The sequence below is a fragment of the Paraburkholderia fungorum genome (assembly GCF_046026025.1).
GTDB classification, from domain to species: Bacteria; Pseudomonadota; Gammaproteobacteria; order Burkholderiales; family Burkholderiaceae; genus Paraburkholderia; species Paraburkholderia fungorum_E.
In genome coordinates this window covers 141,170-158,004 of the sequence record NZ_JAQQFL010000003.1, presented here as the reverse complement: position 1 = coordinate 158,004, position 16,835 = coordinate 141,170, and the positions used below count along the sequence as shown (strand labels likewise).

Below are 16,835 nucleotides of genomic sequence, written 5' to 3'. Positions count from 1 at the left end.
TCGTATCGTTCTCCATCAGTAACGACGATCCCTATCCCCAGGAGAACAGACATGGAATCCAGACATAACGCTTTTGAACAGCCGATCGGCGTCCCCGTGCCGGGCTGGAAAGGCGCCCAGGCGCCGGGCCGCGAGCCGCTGGCAGGCCAGTACTGCCGGATCGAACCGGTGAATGTCGAGCGCCATGCGGTAGACCTGTACGACGCCTACAGTTCGGCAGCCGACGCCCGCGACTGGACCTACCTGGCGGTTGGACCGTTCGAGAGCCAGGCCGCCTATCGCGAGCATCTGACGCGCATGGCCGCGTCGCCTGATCCGCTGCACTATGCGGTGATCGATCTGGCGACTGGCCGGGCAGTCGGCACGCTCGCACTGATGCGAATCGACCGCTCGAACGGCGTGATCGAAGTCGGGCACGTCACCTATTCGCCGCGCCTGAAGCGCACACGCATTGCCACCGAGGCGATGTTCCTGCTGATGCGCCATGTGTTCGACGACCTCGGCTATCGGCGCTTCGAATGGAAGTGCGACTCGCTCAATGGACCGTCGCGCACGGCGGCACTGCGTTATGGCTTTACGTTCGAGGGGATCTTCCGCCAGGCGATCGTGTATCACGAACGCAATCGCGATACCGCGTGGTTTTCGATCATCGACAGCGAATGGCCTGTTCTGCGCCCGGGCTATGAACGCTGGCTCGATGCCGGCAACTTCGATGCACAGGGCAAGCAGGTTGAACCGCTGACGGATCTGATCGCGCGGCAGCGGGCGGCGGCGGGCAAAGGCGGTTAATCAAGAATACGGAAACTGGTTTCAGGCAACGCCTGCCGTTCGCCGCAGTACGGCGGTTGGCTTGCCTTTATACGTCGTGTGATATTGCTCGCGATAGCCGCACTTGTGCGCGACTCGCAGCGACGGCTGGTTTTCCGGCGCGATGATGCAGACGGTCTCGCCGTCGGGCCACTGACCATCGGCCCACGCAAGCGCGGCACGCACCGCTTCGGTCGCGTAACCACGGTTGTGGACATCGGGGTCGAGCGCCCAGCCGATCTCAGGCGTGTCCATCAATGAAGGTTCGATATCACGGTGGTAGTTGGCAAAACCGACTTCACCGAGGAACCGGCCGCTGTCCTTTTCCCGCACCACCCAGTAGCCATATCCCATCATCGCCCAGTGCCCGGCGTAGCGCAGCAGACGCGCCCAGACTTCTTCGCGTGTGAACGGCTTGCCGCCGATGTAGCGGATCACGTCGGGATCGGACCACATTGCATAGCTCTCGAGGAAATCTTCGCGCGTGTGCGGGCGCATGATCAGACGGTCGGTGGTGAGGAGCGTGGGGCGGCTGGACATAGGCGGGCTGGGGTGGGCGTGGACGCTTTGAGGTTGAGAGGCGTTGCAGAGTGCCTGGGATGATCGCAGATTTTTTGCGCGCCAGGTTCACGACGGAAATCCAGCCGGAGAGAACGTCTTGCGCTATCCGGCCGACCCGGTGGAACCACCGGATGCCTCAGACCGCCCGGCGAATTCATGAAACCGACCTTCACGCCAGCTCAAGAAACCGCGCCAGACACGGATTGCGATTAGCCGGCGACCACGCGAGCACCTGCTCGATCAGCGGTGCATCGACCAGCGGCCGGAACACCACACCGGCGAGTTGCACTTTGCGCATCGAGGCCGGCACCAGCGCCACGCCCACCCCTTCGTCGACGAGACTGAGCACAGTCTGCTGCAACTGCACTTCGAAGCGGATATCCGGTTCGAAGCCGCCCGAGCGGCAATGTTCGAGGATGGTGGCGCGCAAGCTCGGCGCGACTTCCTCGGACGCCAGCACAAATGGCTCGCCCGCCAGTTGCGCGATCGTCAGACGCCGCGCGCGGGCTCGCGGGTGGTTGCGCGACAACGCAACACACAAGGGCTCGCGCAGGATCGTCCGCGTCACGATGCCTTTGTCGGATGCGCCTGGAAACATGATCGCCGCGTCGATCTGACCGGACAGGACTTGCGCGGCCAGATCGTTCGACACGACCTCGCGCAGATTCAATGCGACCTCGGGAAACGCAGCGCCGAACGCGCGCGCGTAGCCTGGCACCACGTTGTACGCGGCGCACATCGTGAAGCCGATGGCGAGCTGGCCCGCGTCGCCATGCGCCGCCGCCCGGGCATTGCTGACGGCTTGCTCCACCGACGCAAGAATCGCCTTCGCATCCGCGTAAAAGCGCTCGCCGGCCGCGGTCAAGGTGACACTGCGCGGACTGCGCTCGAGCAGCGTCACACCCAGGCTCGCCTCCAGCGTCGCCAGTTGCCGGCTCAACGGCGGCTGCGACAGATTCAGGCGCGCCGCCGCGCGGCCGAAATGGCGCGTCTCGGCGAGTGTCACGAAGTAGCGTAACGGCTTGATATCGATCACGATGCCCTCAGGCCAGATGACGATGCAGAAAAGGTATTGTCGAAGGCAAAAAACAGTATTGGATTGTATCAACGCAAGCCACTACGCTGGCGCATTGCTGCCCGCACCCACGCCTTCCTTTGCATCGATGTTCGCTACGCTCGAGATTCTGCTTCCCGTATTCGGCCTGATTTTCGCGGGCTTTGCGTGCCGCCGGCGCAACGTGCTCGGACCGAACAGCGCGTCCGAACTGAACCGCTTCGTCGTCTGGCTGGCGCTACCCGCGCTGCTGTTCGACACGATGGCGCATGCCACGTGGCAGCAGCTCTACCAACCGGCCTTCGTCGCGGCATTTTCGATCGGGTGCGTCGGCGCATTTCTGCCGATTCTCGCCCTGCGCATGCTCAGCGGCCGGCATCTGGCCGACGCGAGCGTCGACGCGATTGCGGCGTCGTATCCGAACACCGGTTACATCGGCTTTCCGCTCGGCATGATTGCGTTCGGCTCAGCCAGCCTGACGCCGACCACGATCGCCACGATCCTCGTCGCGTGTGTGCTTTTTGCGCTTGCCATCGTGCTGATCGAAGTCGGCTTGCAGACTGAACGCACACCACACAAGCTGGGTTTTAAAGTGCTGAGCTCGTTGGCGCGCAATCCGTTGATCGTGTCGCCGATTGCCGGCGTGCTGCTGGCGAGCACACACGTCGCGTTACCGCAAAGCGCGGAGACCTTTCTGAAGCTGCTGAGCGGCGCCGCCAGTCCGTGCGCGTTGGTCAGCCTTGGCCTGTTCCTCGCGGAAAAGCGCCCGTCGTCCGAAACCGGCACGCGCGGCATCTCGCTGTTGCTGACCGCTGTCAAGCTGCTCGGGCAGCCGGCGCTGACCTGGTGGCTCGCGGCGCGTGTGTTCGGACTCTCATCCGCGCTGGTCGAGATGGCCGTTGTGCTGGCCGCGCTGCCCACCGGCACCGGTCCATTCATGCTGGCCGAGTTCTACCGCCGCGAAGCGCACATTACCTCCCGTACGATTTTGCTGTCGACGGTGGGATCGGTGGTGACCTTGTCGTTGCTGCTGTTGGTGATGGGGCATCGTACGTAGGCTGAACGGCGCAATATCCACCGCCGCGCGCCTCGCGCTATGCTTCGCACACCGACCACCCGGGTCCGCGCTCTTCGTGCGTGAAGAGCAAACCGTGAACAGCGAAGCGAACCGCCGTGCCCAAAGCCCGCCCACCCGAACTTCAGGACGACGCCGACGCCCGATCCCTCATGCGCCACTATCCGCGTGGGCTGCGCATCGATCCGCATTCGCATACCTGGGCGCAGGTGCTGTACGCGGTCTCCGGCGTGATGTGGGTGGAAGTCGGCCGCGAGGCGCTGGTTGTGCCGCCGCAGCGCGCGGTCTGGCTGCCGGCCGGCACCGTTCATTCCATCCACATGATGAGCGAGGTGGAGATGCGCAATATCTATCTCCACAGGCGCAATGTCGGCCATCTGAGTGATCGCAGCGACGTGTTCGAGATCAACGGCCTGCTGCGCGAACTCATCACGTCGATCGCGGAATATGAGCTCACCCATGCTCGCGACGATACCTATCTCGAAGCCGCCTATCGCCTCGCGATGCTGGAGTTGGGGCACGCGCCGCGCTCGTCACTGCGCATCGCCCTGCCCGATGCGTCGGACCGGCGGCTCGACGCGCTGTGCCGCGCGGTGATCGACAACCCGTCGATCGCGATCAGCTTCGAACAGCATGCGGCGTCGGTCGGCGCCAGCGTGCGCACGCTGGCGCGCCTGTTCACGCGCGAGTTGGGGGTGGGCTTTGCCGAATGGCGGCGTCAGGTGCAACTGGCGGTCGCCGTGTCGGGTCTCGCCGAGGGACGCCCGGTCAGCAGCATCGCGCGCTCGCTGGGCTTCCAGCCGAGCAGCTTCAGCGACATGTTCCGCCGTGAGTTGGGCGCGCCGCCGACGGAGTTCGATCCGAGCGGCACGCTCAGCGGGACGGCCTCTGACGCTTCGCCGGCGCCGGCGCAAGGCAAGCTGCCCACGCACGGCTGAGCCCTTCGCGCCGTCGGCCAGGCGGCCCCCCTCAGCGTGCCCTGTCAGCCGGTCCATCGCCTGTTTTGTCCGAAATTCGAAAGTCTTTGTCTCAACGCTTTTGTACCGGCCATCTAGACTACGCTCATCCGCTGCACGGTGCGGCGCACGATCCGACAGGAGTAACACGCGATGAAAGCGATTCAGTTCAAGACTTTTGGCAACCCCGAGGTGCTCGAATACCTCGATCTGCCGACGCCCCAAGCCGACGCGGACAGCGCTGTCGTGCAAATCAAGGCGGCCTCGGTGAATCCGAGCGACGTCAAGAACGTGTCCGGCCATTTCGAACACACCGTCCTGCCGCGCACGCCGGGCCGCGACTTCAGCGGCGTCGTGGTGGATGGCCCGCAGGCATGGCTTGGCGCCGAAGTCTGGGGCACCGGCGGCGATATCGGCTTCACACGCGACGGCACGCACGCCGGGTTCATCAAGATTCCGCTCACCGCCTTGTCGCGCAAGCCCACCACGCTCAGCCACGCGCAGGCCTCCGCGATCGGCGTGAGCTTCGTGGTCGCGTGGCTCGGCACGGTCGAATACGCCCACCTGCAAGCGGGCGAAACGATTGCCGTGATCGGGGCGGGTGGCGCCGTCGGCGGCGCGGTGGTGCAAATCGCGAAAGCGCGAGGCGCGCGCGTGATCGGGGTGGATCGTCATCCGCTTTCCGCCGGTACACCCGCGGCCCAGTTGATCGACGAATACGTTCCGCTCGACGAAAACGCAGTAGAGCGCCTCAAAGCGCTAACCGGCGGCGACGGCGCGGACGTGGTGTACGACGCGGTGGGCGGCGTTGCGTTTCAGACCGCATTGAGTCTCGTCAAGCGTCGCGGCCGGGTACTGGAAATCAGCGCCACGGGTCAACGCCGCGTGGAATTCGACCTGATCGACTTCTACCATAACGAAACGCAACTGCTCGGCGTGGACAGCGCCAAGCTAGGTGTCGTCGAATCGGCGCCGTTGATGACCGCGCTGGTGGAAGGCTTCGAAAGCGGCAAGCTGCAAGCGCCGGTCATCGCACAGGAATTCCCGCTCGAACGAACCCGCGAAGCCTACGAGGCGGTGGCCGCCGGCGCGCGCGGCCGGATCGTTATCACGATGTAATTGCCGAAGCGATCAGCGGGCGTGGCTGCCCGCATTTCCGATGGGTTTATCAAACATGAAAGCGTACTTGATCTCGCTTATTGCCGGTGTCGTGGTCGGTTTGTTCTATAGCGCCATGCAGGTGAAATCGCCCGCGCCGCCGACGGTCGCGCTAGTCGGCTTGCTCGGCATGCTGGCCGGCGAGCATGTGATCTCGCTCGTACGGACGTGGCTGGCCGCCGGTATTCATTGACGTCCCGTATCGACGCCCCCCCATTGACGCCCCTTCGCGCGATAGCTTTTCCATCACCGTGCGCCACACGCTAAGATTGAGCCCGCCGGGCCGGCGGGCAGCGCTTGCAGCGTCGCCCGCGCATGGGCCACCACCATGCGCGACGCCCGGAGATCACAAGAAAAGCCTCGCTCGGAGAATCAGATGTCTGAAGAATATGAAGTGCATGGTCCGCACGACCATGCGGTCGAACACGCCGGTCACCACGACGAAGACCCCTTTGCCAGCCGCATGGCCGTGATGACGGCGATCCTCGCGACGATCGGCGCGCTGTGCGCCTACCAGAGCGGCAACAGCGAAAATCTGGCGCTGTACTACAAGAACGAAGCCGCCATCAAAAAGACTGAAGCATCGAATCAATGGAACTACTACCAGGCCAAGGGCGAGAAAGAGAATCTCGCTGAACTCGGCGCGGCGCTGTCGCCCGGCAATGCCGACGCCCACGCCAGGTTCCTCGCCGACGTCGACAAGTACAAGCAGCAGAAAGAGCCGATCCGCGCGAAGGCAGAGTCGATCGAGAAAGAGGTCGTGGACAACGACGCTAAAAGTGAAGCGCTGCTGCACGGCCATCATCGCTGGGCGCAGGCGACGACTTTGATTCAGGTGGCGATCGCCCTGTGCGCGATCACGTTGCTGACCCGCAAGAAATGGCTGCGCAATCTGTCGTTCGGTATTGCGGCAGCGGGTGTGGTGACTGCCGTCATGGCGTTCTTTTCGGCCTGATTTTCGGCCTGATTGCTCGACGGGCGCAGCGCACGCAGCTCGCGTGATTAGCGGTTACGCTACGCTTTGCCGGATGGATGAGTTAAGGAGCAACGTGTGATTGATGGATCAGCCGTTCTAGGCGTTTTCTCCGTGTATATAGCCGGCGTTGTGATCCCCGGCCCGAACTTCGTCGCGGTGGCGCACAAGGCCGCTTCGGCAACGCGCGTCGAAGCGCTCGCGATGGTCGGCGGCATTGTGCTCGTCAATCTGTTCTGGGCGAGCTGCGCGATTCTCGGCGTCGGCATCGTGTTCACCGCGTTTCCGTGGCTCGCGCTGGCGGTGAAGATCGCCGGCGCCGGTTATCTGATCTGGTTCGGCGGGCACCTCATTGCGAACGCATCGCCGGGTAGGCCGGCGCAAGACCTGCAGGCGTCGGCCGGCGGCTTTCGCCAAGCATTCGCGCAAGGCTTCGCGACCAACATCGCGAATCCGAAGTCGATGGCATTCTTTGCCGCGGTGTTCTCGTCCGCCGCGCCGCCGCATGTGAGCGTCGGCACATTTGCTGCCATGCTCGGCATGGTCTGCGTGGTCGCGAGCAGCTGGTATGGGTTCGTCGCGCTTACGTTGTCGCATGCGCGGATTGCCACGGCGTACCGGCGCTGCAAGGCGTGGATCGATCGCGTGTGCGGCGGCCTGATCGTCGCGTTGGGTGTGCGCCAGTTGATCCGGTAAGTTGCGTACGATTCAATGCGTGCTGCCTCAATGTGTGCTGCCGCGTGCGGCACGCTCGAGCAACAGCTCGCGCTCGCGCGCGTTGCGCGTCATGGCGGCGGCGCGTTCGAATTCGGCGCGCGCCTCTTCCACGCGGCCGAGCTTCTCCAGCAGATCGCCGCGCACACTCGGCAGCCAGTGATAGTTCGCGAGCGACGCATCGGCCGCTAACGCATCGACGATTTCCAGACCGGCAGCCGGCCCGAACGCCATGCCGACTGCCACCGCCCGGTTCAACTCGACCACCGGTGAAGGCGCCACCTGCGCCAGCGCGTCGTACAACGCGACGATCTGCGCCCAGTCGGTCTCTTCGGCACGGCGGGCCCGCGCATGACACGCGGCTAACGCGGCCTGCAACGCATAAGGGCCGCCCGCGCCGCCCAACGCGTGGGTGGTGGCGAGCGCGGCCAGCCCGCGGCGGATCAGGAGCGGGTCCCAGCGGCTGCGGTCCTGGTCGAGCAGCAACACCGGCTTGCCGTCGGCGTCGGTACGCGCGTGGGTGCGCGACGCCTGGATTTCCATCAACGCGACGAGACCGTGCACTTCGCTTTCGTCCGGTACGAGCCCGCTCAGCACCCGCCCGAGCCGCAGCGCTTCCTCGCACAGCGCCGGACGCATCCAGTCGTCGCCGGCGGTGGCCGAATAGCCTTCGTTGAAAATCAGATAGATCACCTGCAGCACCGAGGCGAGTCGCGGCGCACGCGCATCCGCTTGCGGCACTTCGAACGGCACTTTGGCCGCGGAGAGCGTGCGCTTGGCCCGCACGATGCGCTGCGCGATGGTCGGCTCGGGCACGAGAAACGCGCGGGCGATTTCTTCCGTGGTGAGGCCGCCGAGCAGGCGCAGCGTCAGCGCAACGCGGGCGTCGGTGGACAGCACCGGGTGGCACGCGGTGAACACCAGCCGCAGCAGGTCGTCGCCGATATCGTCGGCGCGTGCTGCATCGAGGCTATCGACGAAATCCGGCACGAGGTGCGCCTCCAGTGCGTCGAGATCGTGGCCCAACGCCTCACGCTTGCGGGCATGCAGCGCTTCCTGACGCAAGCGGTCGAGGGCGCGGTTCTTCGCGGTCGCCATCAGCCAGGCTCCCGGATTGTCGGGCACGCCCGCATCCGGCCAATGTTCGAGCGCTGCCACCAGCGCGTCCTGCGCCAGCTCTTCAGCGAGTCCCACGTCGCGCACGATCCGCGCGACGTGGGCGATGACCTTGGCGGATTCGATCCGCCAGACAGCCTCGATGGCACGATGGGTCGCCGGCGTCGTCACGGGATCAGCCCGCTGCCCTGGCGTTCGGGTCCATGTAGATCAGCTCCCAGATGTGTCCGTCGATATCCTCGAAGCCATGCCCATACATGAAGCCGTAGTCCTGCGGCGCGCGCGGCACCGTCCCACCGGCGGCGAGCGCCTTCGCGACCAGCGCATCCACCTCGCCCCGGCTCTCGCACGACAACCCCAACAACGCTTCAGTACTTTCCTTCGGATTGCAAAGCGACTTGTGCGTGAAGGACTTGAACAGGTCCTTGACCAGCAACATGGCGTAGAGGTTGTCGCCGAGGATCAGACACGCTGCCTGCTCGTTGGTGAATTGCGCGTCGAAGCTGAAGCCGATCGTGCTGAAAAATGCTTTCGACCGTTCGAGATCGCCGACCGCGAGATTGACGTAGATTTGCTTATGCATGATGGAATCCATTGATCCTGCGTTGATTCTGTCGTGTGCTCGCTTGCGCGGCGATCCGGCGTATTCAACTCGCCTCGGCAAGCGTTTTCAGATTGCTCAGGCCGTCTTCGAAATCCTTGCCGACCATCCGGTCCATGCTGACGAATACCTGCATCAGCTTCGACAGAAAGGGAGCGGGTCCATGCATCGCCCAGGTGACCTGAGTCTCGCCCGCCTCCGGCTTCAACTCGAATTCGGCGATGTTATGCGCTTCGAACGGCTTGATGAAATCGAGGTTCAACGTCACGCTCGACGGCGCCGCCGTATCGACAATTTCCATCTGCCCCACGCCGATTTTTTCGCTTTGCCACGCATAACGCGCACCCTTGCCGCCTGGCGTGCCGCTGTAAGTGCCTTGCGTCGCGGGATCTTTGAGCAGGAATGGATTCCAGCGATTGAATTGATGCAGGTCGTCGATCAACGCGTAGACCCGTTCAGGCGGCGCCTTGATGCGCACGCTGCGTTCGATGCGAAAAGTGTCGGGCCGTGTCGCCGCGTAGATGAGCACAAGAGCCACCGCCGCGACGACGGTGATAAGAATGGTTTTAAGCATGATGGATCCTTTCGATGTGACCGGATCGGCGCCTTATGTCGCGCTCGGATCGGCGTGGCGATCAATGATCAATGTTTGGCCGCATCCAGTTTCTTGAAGCGCTCCAGTTCCGGGCCCGGCTCGAAGTCTTCGAGTTCATACAGTTGCCGCACTTCGATTTCGCCGTCGGCCTGTTCGCCGAACGGCGCCGGGAAGCGCCGCGCCCATTCCATGGCTTCTTCGCGGGAACGAACCTGAATCAGCGTGTAGCCGGCGATCAGTTCCTTGGTTTCCGCGAACGGACCGTCGATTACCGTGCGCTTGCCCGCGCTGTAGCGAATGCGCCAGCCTTTCGAACTCGGTTGCAGGCCCGTTGCGTCGAGCAGCACACCGGCCTTGGCCAGTTCTTCGTGGTAGGCGCCCATCGCGGCCATCAGGGCTTCGTCCGGCGACCCGCCGGCTTCGCTGAGGGCCGTCGCCTTCACTATGATCATGAATCGCATCGCAATCGCTCCTTGGGTGGCGTGTAGTAGGTGTAGAGCCGCTCTCTGTTTGCTGGCTCCTTACTCACACGACGAGCGACGCGTGACCGGATCGACATCTTTGCTACCGATCCAGGGAAATCCCTAAGAAAATAGCGCAAATGGATGAACCCGGGCGATTCCGCTTAGAGGAAACAGGGGCCGGTTTTGCGGACTTCGACGGTGCACCATGAAGCGGCCGGACAGGCCTGCGCGATCGCCACCGCTTCTTCACGGGTTTCACAATCGAGCAGGAAGAAGCCGCCGATCATTTCCTTGGCCTCGGCGAACGGGCCGTCGAGCAGCTTGGGCTGACCGTCGCGCACCTGCACACGCACGGACTCGGAGGCCAACGATTCGACGGCGAGCAGCTTGCCGCGCTCCTTGAGGTCGGCGGCAAAACGCACCATCTGGTCATAAACCTCGCGCCCCGCCTGCTCGCCGCGTTCGACGCGCTGATCCGGGGGTTCGACGATAAGTAGCAGGTAGGACATGGTGTCTCCGATTGATCGCGCCGCGGACATAAACGCCAGACCGGCGTACGGCGGCAAAACGGGGTTTGCAGTGGGGTAGCGAAGGCCAGTCTAGCAAGCGCGAATCACTCCAGCAAACCCGTTTCACCGCCCGGATGCCACGGCACCGCGGGCTCTACGGACACTCGTAATACGGACGCGGCATGGCTATTGCTGCCCGGTTGTATATCGACACACCTCCGAGGTGACATCATGCGCAATCTTTCTGGCCTGGGCATCGTTGCAGTTGTATTGACGTTACTGGCAGTCACGACCGGCTGTACCCTTGGCGGCGCGGCGGCAGGCGGCGTCATCGGTAACGAGGCGACCAATCACAGCGCGGTCGGCACGGTCGGCGGCGCAGTAGCCGGCGGGATTATCGGCCACGAGTTGGGCAAGTAATTGAAAACGCTGAAGTTGAACGGCGGTTCCGCGGCGCGCGACACAAGCGCGCCGCTTTGAAGTATTCTCCGAACGCGCTAAAGCCCGCCGTGAATGTGCCGTTTAAGTGCCGTTTATGTGCCCTTTACCGATTAATCGCGGGAGATAATCCGCATTCAATCTGGCGGCATCGCGCGGCATACACAGAACACCGTCAAACTCATCGGCATACCCGGTTTGCCGGGATAACAAACGAATCATATAAACGAAGCAGCGGGGAATTTCATGCATCGATCGTTAGTGCGTAGCGGCGTCGCGGCTGCCGTGGCCTTTGCCTTGTTCCAACTGAGCGGTTGCGGCGGCGGCGGTTCCAGCTCAACGTCATCATCGAGCACGCCGACGGTCACGGCCACCACGGTAAGCGGCACGGTCGCGAGAGGCACCGCCGTGGCGGGCGCGACCGTCACGCTGACCGATGCGACCGGAGCGCAGGCCAGCGCGAGCACCAACGCCCAGGGCGCGTACACGATCTCGGTGAAGGGCATGACCGCGCCGTTTCTGATCGCCGTCACGGACCCCACCGGAGTGCTGGCCCCGCTCGTCTCCGTGCTCGCCAGCCTGCCGAGCAGCACGGCGCCGGCTATCGTCAACGTCACCACGCTGACCACCGCGATTGCCGCCATGCTGACGGCCTCGGGTAATCCGGCCGACCTCGCGTCCACCACGGCGCTGGCCAAGGTGACGCTGCCGTCCGTGCAGATCGCCACCCTCACGCTCGACGCGATACTAGCGAAAATCCTCGCGCAGAACGGCGTGCAGGCGGTGGGCTTCGATCCCATCGGCACGGCTTTTACGCCGAATCACACCGGCGCCGATGCCGTGATCGACACGGTCTCGCTGGTGTCGGCGGCCAACGGCGGCCTGTTGCTGGTGTCGAATGCGGCACCGGGCACGACGGTCGCGCTGAACAACCAGACCACCCAATCGGTCACGCTGGCAGCGCCGGCTGCGGCGGCGAACTATCTGGAACCACTTGCGTCCCTGCTGACTGCCTGCGCGGCAAATGGCACGCTCAATACGTCATGCTCGCCGGCAATCGACACCAGCTTCCTTGAAAACGGTTCGACCGATCTGGCCATCGGCCACGGCCAGGCCGATGCGACTTTCAGCGGCGCGGTATTCGGTTCGCCGAAAACGCTCGCTTTCTTCGCGCGCAACGGCAAGCAACTGGCGCTCGTGCAGTTGCCGGTCACGCTGGCGAGCGGCGCTTCGGGCGGCGTGCTCTATACCATCGCGCAACAGCTCGCCACGCCCGTCACGCTCCCTGGCGGCACGCAGCTCGGCTGGGATCTGATCGGCAATCAGTCGCAATTCGCTGTTTCGATCATGTCGCAAATCCAGCGCCGCACCTTCCTCGATTCGAAACCGATCGATGTGAACCGTTACGAATCGGGTCTCAAGATCGCGATTCCGACCGCTGCGAATCCGACGGTGTATTCGGCTTCCGTCACCGGACCGGGCCTCACTGCGCCGCTCTGGCTGATGCCGCGCAATGCGCTCGGCAGTGACTCGCTGGGTCTGTCGGATCTGCCGCTGAGCGCGGTGCCGGTTTCACCGGCGACCACTGGCAGCAATACGGAGCTGTACCGCTGGTCATGGCAAGCGCTGTCGTCGAGCGCGAGCTTCACGCCGACTTCGAGCGGCTATTACGCGGCGCAAGCGATCGACGCGAGCGCCGTGCCGCTCTACGCAACCTACACCGTCACGTTCTACGACAGGAACGGCGCGCAGCTCGGCCAGTCGTCGATCATCAATCCGGGCAGCCCGTTGAACGCGGCGGCGGGCAGCACGGTCGCGTGGCCGACGCTGCAGCCGGACTTCGCGACCCAGTTCCTGACGCCAGGCGGATCGCTAGCCGGCGTGCAATACGCGATGAGCGTGACATGGTCGAGCGTTGTGACCGGACCCAATCCCACCTATCCGGTGACGTCCGTGCAGATCCAGGCCAACACCGGAACAGGCTCTGGTTCAAGCACCGCGATCTATGGCTTCTCGACCGGCGCGCCGAACAACACAACGGTCGGCCAGTATCAAACCACCGTCCATTCGGGGATCAATTCCACGGGCACGCAGACTTGCACAAATTGCCCGTTCCCGGCGTTGACGACCGGTGGTTCGCGCCTCGTGCAGTTGGGTGGCGCGCAGAGTGGGACCACGTACTACGATATGACGCAGTACAACGACTAGGCCACTGCACATACCGATTGCCGCTGCCAATCCCTCTTGAACCTCCGTACGGCTTACTTCGACACGACGACCGTCTCGACCCCTTTCCAGTGTCCGTCGACGACCTTGAATATCGTCGCTCGGGCAACCTGGAGGTCGCCCTTGTCGTCGAATGAAATCTGGCCGGTTACGCCGTCGAAGCTCACCTTCCTCAGCGCGGTCAGAACGTCGGGCCGCTTCACAGAGTTAGCGGCTTGCATGGCCTTGATGAGCGCCCACGTTGCGTCATAGGCATAAGGCGAATACAGGACAGGTTTCCCATACTTCGCAAACCGCGACTCGAATTCCTTGCCCTTGGGCATGGCATCGAGCGCATATCCGGATTCAGACGAGATATTGCTATCCGCATTCGCCGGTCCACCTGCGAGGTCGATGAACTTGTCGGTCTCGATTGCACAGCCGGCAATCAGTGTCTTGCCCATCCCCAGACCAACCATTTGCTTGCGCATTGGCCCCGCCTGCGCGTCGACGCCAGCATAAATCAGTACGTCCGGATTGTGTGACTTCAATTCCGTCAAGATTCCCCGAAAATCGACGGCCTGCGTGGTGACATATTGCCGGCCGACAGGGCTGACGTTTTTCGCCTTGAGCTGCTCTATCACGTCGTCTGAGAACGACTGACCGTAGGCGCTACGGTCATCGACAACGGCGATGCGCTTTGCCCCCATTCGTTCAAGAACGTAGGTCACCAAAACTTTGACCACATCATGGTCATCGCCAATGACTCGGAATGCTGTTTTGAACCCCTGTCTGGTGTACTGAGAGTTCGTCGATGCGGGCGAAATCTCCGGCATGCCGGCATCCGAGTATATCTTCGAGGCAGGTAACGTCGCCCCGGAGTTCAGGTGGCCGATGACACCGACGACGCCATCGTCGACTAATTTTTGTGCGACCGTCGTTGCCGTCTTCGGGTCTCCCATGTCGTCTTGAGACTCGAGTTCAAACCGGACGGGCTGACCGCCGATGCGGATGTTCCTGGCGTTCGCCTCCTCGATGGCGAGCCGGACGCCGCTCTCCCCATCCTTGCCGATTTGAGCGACCGGTCCCGTCATGGGTCCCGCATAGCCGATTTTGACCATTTGCTGAGCCATCGCCACGCTGCAGCATGTGACCAGCAGCGGCACTACCGTGCCGAGCACAAATTTCGATATCACGGGTCTCCTCCCAGCCTCTGCGTACTATCATTTCGGGCCAAAACATACCCGTCAATGCAAAAGAACTGATTCATTGCATGAAAAAAATCATGCAAGTCTGCTTTCTTAGCCGACGGAGGTACCTGACACCTGGTCTCAACGCGTCGTTGCTCCGGTGAGGTTTGCTGCATACAAACGCTTCAAGAGCGCGTTCATGCTCCACAAGCAGCGCGATGACCTCCAGGTCTGCGGCAGGGGCTTTGTGCAGGAGAGATTCAAATCGAACGACAGCCGGAGCGATTCGTCGCGCCATCTCCACGATCAACGTATCCCACGCAAGTGCCTTGAAACTTTGCGCTAGCGCCAGTCCCCTGGCGATAGAGGCTGCCGGTGGCGGGCACTCAATATGATGTCTTGCCAGTAAGCCTCGCATCAGCAAACCGGTCTCGCGCTCGACCTCAGTCAGAAGCAGGAAGGCGCGCCTACCGTACACATCCTCCGCGTAGTGGCGCGACATCTCGAGAAAAAAACGATGGCCCAGCACCTCGCCTTCGTGCGCGGCCAGTATCTCTTGCTCATAGGTACCGGGCGCTTCCGCTGCCATGCCGTGCGCGACGCGTTCCATGTATTCTCCGTTGACGTCGTCCCGTAGCAGGCTGGCAGTCAGTTGCACCCCTTCTTGAAGAAGCGCCGCACATAATCGGTTGCAGGATTATCGCGAATCTGTTCGGGCGTTCCGACCTGCACGACCTCACCATCCTTCATGATGGCAATGCGGGAGCCAAGCTTCATCGCTTCATCGATATCGTGCGTGATAAAGATAACGGTCTTCTTCAGCTCCGTTTGCATCTCGAGCAACAGGTCCTGCAAATCGCTGCGAATCAATGGGTCCAGCGCTGAAAAAGCCTCGTCCATCAGCAGAATATCGGGGTTGGATACGAGCGCGCGAGCGAGACCGACGCGTTGCCGCATGCCACCGGAGAGTTCGTCTGGAAATTTATCGCCGTAACCTTTCAAGCCGATTCGGCCGTCAAGCCACTTCTTGGCATCAGCGGTCGACTCCCGTTTCGGGTCGCCCCGAAGCGTTCGCCCAAAGATGATGTTTTCCATCACCGTCTTGTGCGGCATGAGCGCGAAGCTCTGAAAGACCATGCCGATATTGCGTCGACGTATCGAGCGCATCTCGCGGGTCGATAGTTTCAGAATATCCTGGCCGCGAAAGAGAAGCTGCCCAGAAGTGGGTTCGATCAAGCGGTTGAAGTGCCGGACCAGGGTTGATTTCCCCGAACCCGACAACCCCATGATGACGAAAATCTCACCCTCCTGGATGGAAAGCGACACGTCGCGGACCGCAACCGTGCAACCTGTCCGTTCCAGAATCTCCTCTCTCGACGCGCCTTGACGGGCTGCCGCCTGAGCTTCGCGGAGGTTCCACGATTCCCGGCCAAAAATCTTATAGACGTTTCGAAGTTCCAACGAAGTCGTGCTCATGCCTTTGCCTCCCGTTGCTCTTCGCTGACCGCCGAAGTCAACTTTGATTTCCTGAGCGAGTTTGCGCCGGATGCAAGGAGTCGTTGTCGCCGCGAACGTCCATACGACTGGGTAATTCTGTCGAACACCACCGCAAGAATCACAATCGCGAGTCCAGCTTGAATCCCCTGTCCCATGTCGAGATTGTTGATACTCGAAAGCACATCTTCGCCGAGCCCTCTTGCGCCAATCATCGATGCAATAACGACCATTGCGAGTGACATCATGACCGCCTGATTGAGGCCGGCCATAATCGAGGGCAGCGCTAACGGCAACTCCACGCTGATGAGCTGTTGGAGCGGCGTCGCACCGAAAGCTTGCGACGCCTCGAGGACGTCGTCGGGCAACTGACGCAATCCGAGTTCGGTAAGGCGCATCAGGGGCGGCAACGCGTAAACAGTCGTCGCAAAGATTGCAGGAACGCGGCCCAGACCAAACAGCATCAGGACAGGAATCAGATACACGAACGATGGCAAAGTCTGCATCATGTCCAGGATCGGATTGAGGATTCGTCGCAGCATGGCGGATTTTGCCATCGCGATGCCCATTGGCAGGCCGATGACCGCGGTGACGACAACAGAGACCAACATGATGGACACGGTCGAGATAAGTTTGTCCCATAGACCGAGACAACCGATCACATACGTTAGCGCGACCAGGGCAGCGGTCGTGCCAATCCGCCTGCAACCGAACCACGCTAGAGCGCCCAGAACCGCGAGAAGCACAATGGGAGGGGTTGCCTGCAATAGATGCTCGACAGGATTCAGTACCCAGACGAGCAGCCAGTTGCTTACCTGGTGAAAATCGTCGGCGTACTTTCGCACAATCTGAGTGAACTCGCGATTGATAACATCAGCAAGATTCACATTAAAGAAGATGTCGTTCACTGCATTGTCTCCACTGG

Annotated in this window: 20 protein-coding genes; 9 read left to right on the top strand and 11 right to left on the bottom strand. The window is 62.3% G+C overall.

The annotated features are described in order from the left end of the window. Positions 1-51 precede the first annotated feature (51 nt). Positions 52-789: a GNAT family N-acetyltransferase gene (locus PQR67_RS04890; protein ID WP_408455234.1), complete on the top strand. Its 738-nt coding sequence runs from the start codon at positions 52-54 to the stop codon at positions 787-789. A 21-nt stretch (positions 790-810) separates the two neighbouring features. On the opposite strand, the gene PQR67_RS04885 is transcribed toward PQR67_RS04890, so the two are convergent. Beyond that, on the bottom strand, positions 811-1,347 hold the full coding sequence (locus tag PQR67_RS04885; protein WP_408455231.1) for a GNAT family N-acetyltransferase: 537 nt from the start codon (positions 1,345-1,347) through the stop codon (positions 811-813). 190 nt (positions 1,348-1,537) lie between these two features. After that, positions 1,538-2,404: a LysR family transcriptional regulator gene (locus PQR67_RS04880; RefSeq protein ID WP_408455228.1), complete on the bottom strand. Its 867-nt coding sequence runs from the start codon at positions 2,402-2,404 to the stop codon at positions 1,538-1,540. A gap of 127 nt (positions 2,405-2,531) precedes the next feature. Here PQR67_RS04880 and PQR67_RS04875 point away from each other — a divergent pair, with 127 nt between their 5' ends. The 6 genes from PQR67_RS04875 (at position 2,532) to PQR67_RS04850 (ending at position 7,280) form a co-directional block, all read left to right on the top strand. Then, on the top strand, positions 2,532-3,479 hold the full coding sequence (locus tag PQR67_RS04875) for an AEC family transporter (protein ID WP_408455867.1): 948 nt from the start codon (positions 2,532-2,534) through the stop codon (positions 3,477-3,479). A 116-nt stretch (positions 3,480-3,595) separates the two neighbouring features. Next, positions 3,596-4,435, top strand: a complete 840-nt coding sequence (locus PQR67_RS04870; RefSeq protein WP_408455225.1) for an AraC family transcriptional regulator — start codon at positions 3,596-3,598, stop codon at positions 4,433-4,435. A 171-nt stretch (positions 4,436-4,606) separates the two neighbouring features. Beyond that, positions 4,607-5,572: a quinone oxidoreductase family protein gene (locus tag PQR67_RS04865; protein WP_408455222.1), complete on the top strand. Its 966-nt coding sequence runs from the start codon at positions 4,607-4,609 to the stop codon at positions 5,570-5,572. Positions 5,573-5,627: 55 nt separating this feature from the next. Beyond that, positions 5,628-5,804, top strand: coding sequence for a DUF1427 family protein (locus PQR67_RS04860; protein ID WP_408455219.1), 177 nt, complete (start codon positions 5,628-5,630; stop codon positions 5,802-5,804). A 183-nt stretch (positions 5,805-5,987) separates the two neighbouring features. Further along, on the top strand, positions 5,988-6,566 hold the full coding sequence (locus PQR67_RS04855) for a DUF4337 domain-containing protein (RefSeq protein WP_408455215.1): 579 nt from the start codon (positions 5,988-5,990) through the stop codon (positions 6,564-6,566). Positions 6,567-6,662: 96 nt separating this feature from the next. Further along, a complete protein-coding gene (locus tag PQR67_RS04850) occupies positions 6,663-7,280 on the top strand; it encodes a LysE family translocator (protein WP_408455212.1) in 618 nt (205 codons plus the stop codon). Between the two features lie 27 nt (positions 7,281-7,307). Here the strand turns inward: PQR67_RS04850 and PQR67_RS04845 are convergent, their stop codons facing one another. From PQR67_RS04845 to PQR67_RS04825, 5 genes are all read right to left on the bottom strand, one after another. Beyond that, the gene (locus PQR67_RS04845; protein ID WP_408455210.1) at positions 7,308-8,585 is read right to left on the bottom strand and encodes an RNA polymerase sigma factor; all 1,278 of its coding nucleotides are present in this window, start codon (positions 8,583-8,585) and stop codon (positions 7,308-7,310) included. Positions 8,586-8,589: 4 nt separating this feature from the next. Then, positions 8,590-8,997 (bottom strand): VOC family protein, encoded by a 408-nt coding sequence (locus tag PQR67_RS04840; RefSeq protein ID WP_408455207.1) that lies wholly within the window; start codon positions 8,995-8,997, stop codon positions 8,590-8,592. A gap of 64 nt (positions 8,998-9,061) precedes the next feature. After that, a complete protein-coding gene (locus PQR67_RS04835; protein ID WP_408455204.1) occupies positions 9,062-9,589 on the bottom strand; it encodes an SRPBCC family protein in 528 nt (175 codons plus the stop codon). Positions 9,590-9,657: 68 nt separating this feature from the next. Beyond that, entirely contained in the window at positions 9,658-10,071 is a 414-nt protein-coding gene (locus PQR67_RS04830; RefSeq protein ID WP_408455201.1) for a YciI family protein, read from the bottom strand. 164 nt (positions 10,072-10,235) lie between these two features. Beyond that, positions 10,236-10,583, bottom strand: coding sequence for a YciI family protein (locus PQR67_RS04825; RefSeq protein WP_408455198.1), 348 nt, complete (start codon positions 10,581-10,583; stop codon positions 10,236-10,238). A 231-nt stretch (positions 10,584-10,814) separates the two neighbouring features. Between PQR67_RS04825 and PQR67_RS04820 the strand changes: the two genes are divergently transcribed. Both PQR67_RS04820 and PQR67_RS04815 read left to right on the top strand, forming a co-directional pair. Continuing rightward, entirely contained in the window at positions 10,815-11,003 is a 189-nt protein-coding gene (locus tag PQR67_RS04820) for a glycine zipper 2TM domain-containing protein (RefSeq protein WP_408455195.1), read from the top strand. 264 nt (positions 11,004-11,267) lie between these two features. Next, on the top strand, positions 11,268-13,229 hold the full coding sequence (locus tag PQR67_RS04815) for a hypothetical protein (RefSeq protein WP_408455192.1): 1,962 nt from the start codon (positions 11,268-11,270) through the stop codon (positions 13,227-13,229). 53 nt (positions 13,230-13,282) lie between these two features. Here the strand turns inward: PQR67_RS04815 and PQR67_RS04810 are convergent, their stop codons facing one another. The 4 genes from PQR67_RS04810 to PQR67_RS04795 all read right to left on the bottom strand — a co-directional run bounded on the left by PQR67_RS04810 (position 13,283) and on the right by PQR67_RS04795 (position 16,818). Continuing rightward, positions 13,283-14,422: a branched-chain amino acid ABC transporter substrate-binding protein gene (locus PQR67_RS04810; RefSeq protein ID WP_408455190.1), complete on the bottom strand. Its 1,140-nt coding sequence runs from the start codon at positions 14,420-14,422 to the stop codon at positions 13,283-13,285. 70 nt (positions 14,423-14,492) lie between these two features. Further along, positions 14,493-15,026: a hypothetical protein gene (locus PQR67_RS04805; RefSeq protein ID WP_408455187.1), complete on the bottom strand. Its 534-nt coding sequence runs from the start codon at positions 15,024-15,026 to the stop codon at positions 14,493-14,495. A 38-nt stretch (positions 15,027-15,064) separates the two neighbouring features. Beyond that, positions 15,065-15,892, bottom strand: coding sequence for a quaternary amine ABC transporter ATP-binding protein (locus tag PQR67_RS04800; RefSeq protein WP_408455184.1), 828 nt, complete (start codon positions 15,890-15,892; stop codon positions 15,065-15,067). Further along, a complete protein-coding gene (locus PQR67_RS04795; protein WP_408455182.1) occupies positions 15,889-16,818 on the bottom strand; it encodes an ABC transporter permease in 930 nt (309 codons plus the stop codon). The genes PQR67_RS04800 and PQR67_RS04795 overlap by 4 nt, the downstream gene beginning before the upstream one ends. Positions 16,819-16,835 lie beyond the last annotated feature (17 nt).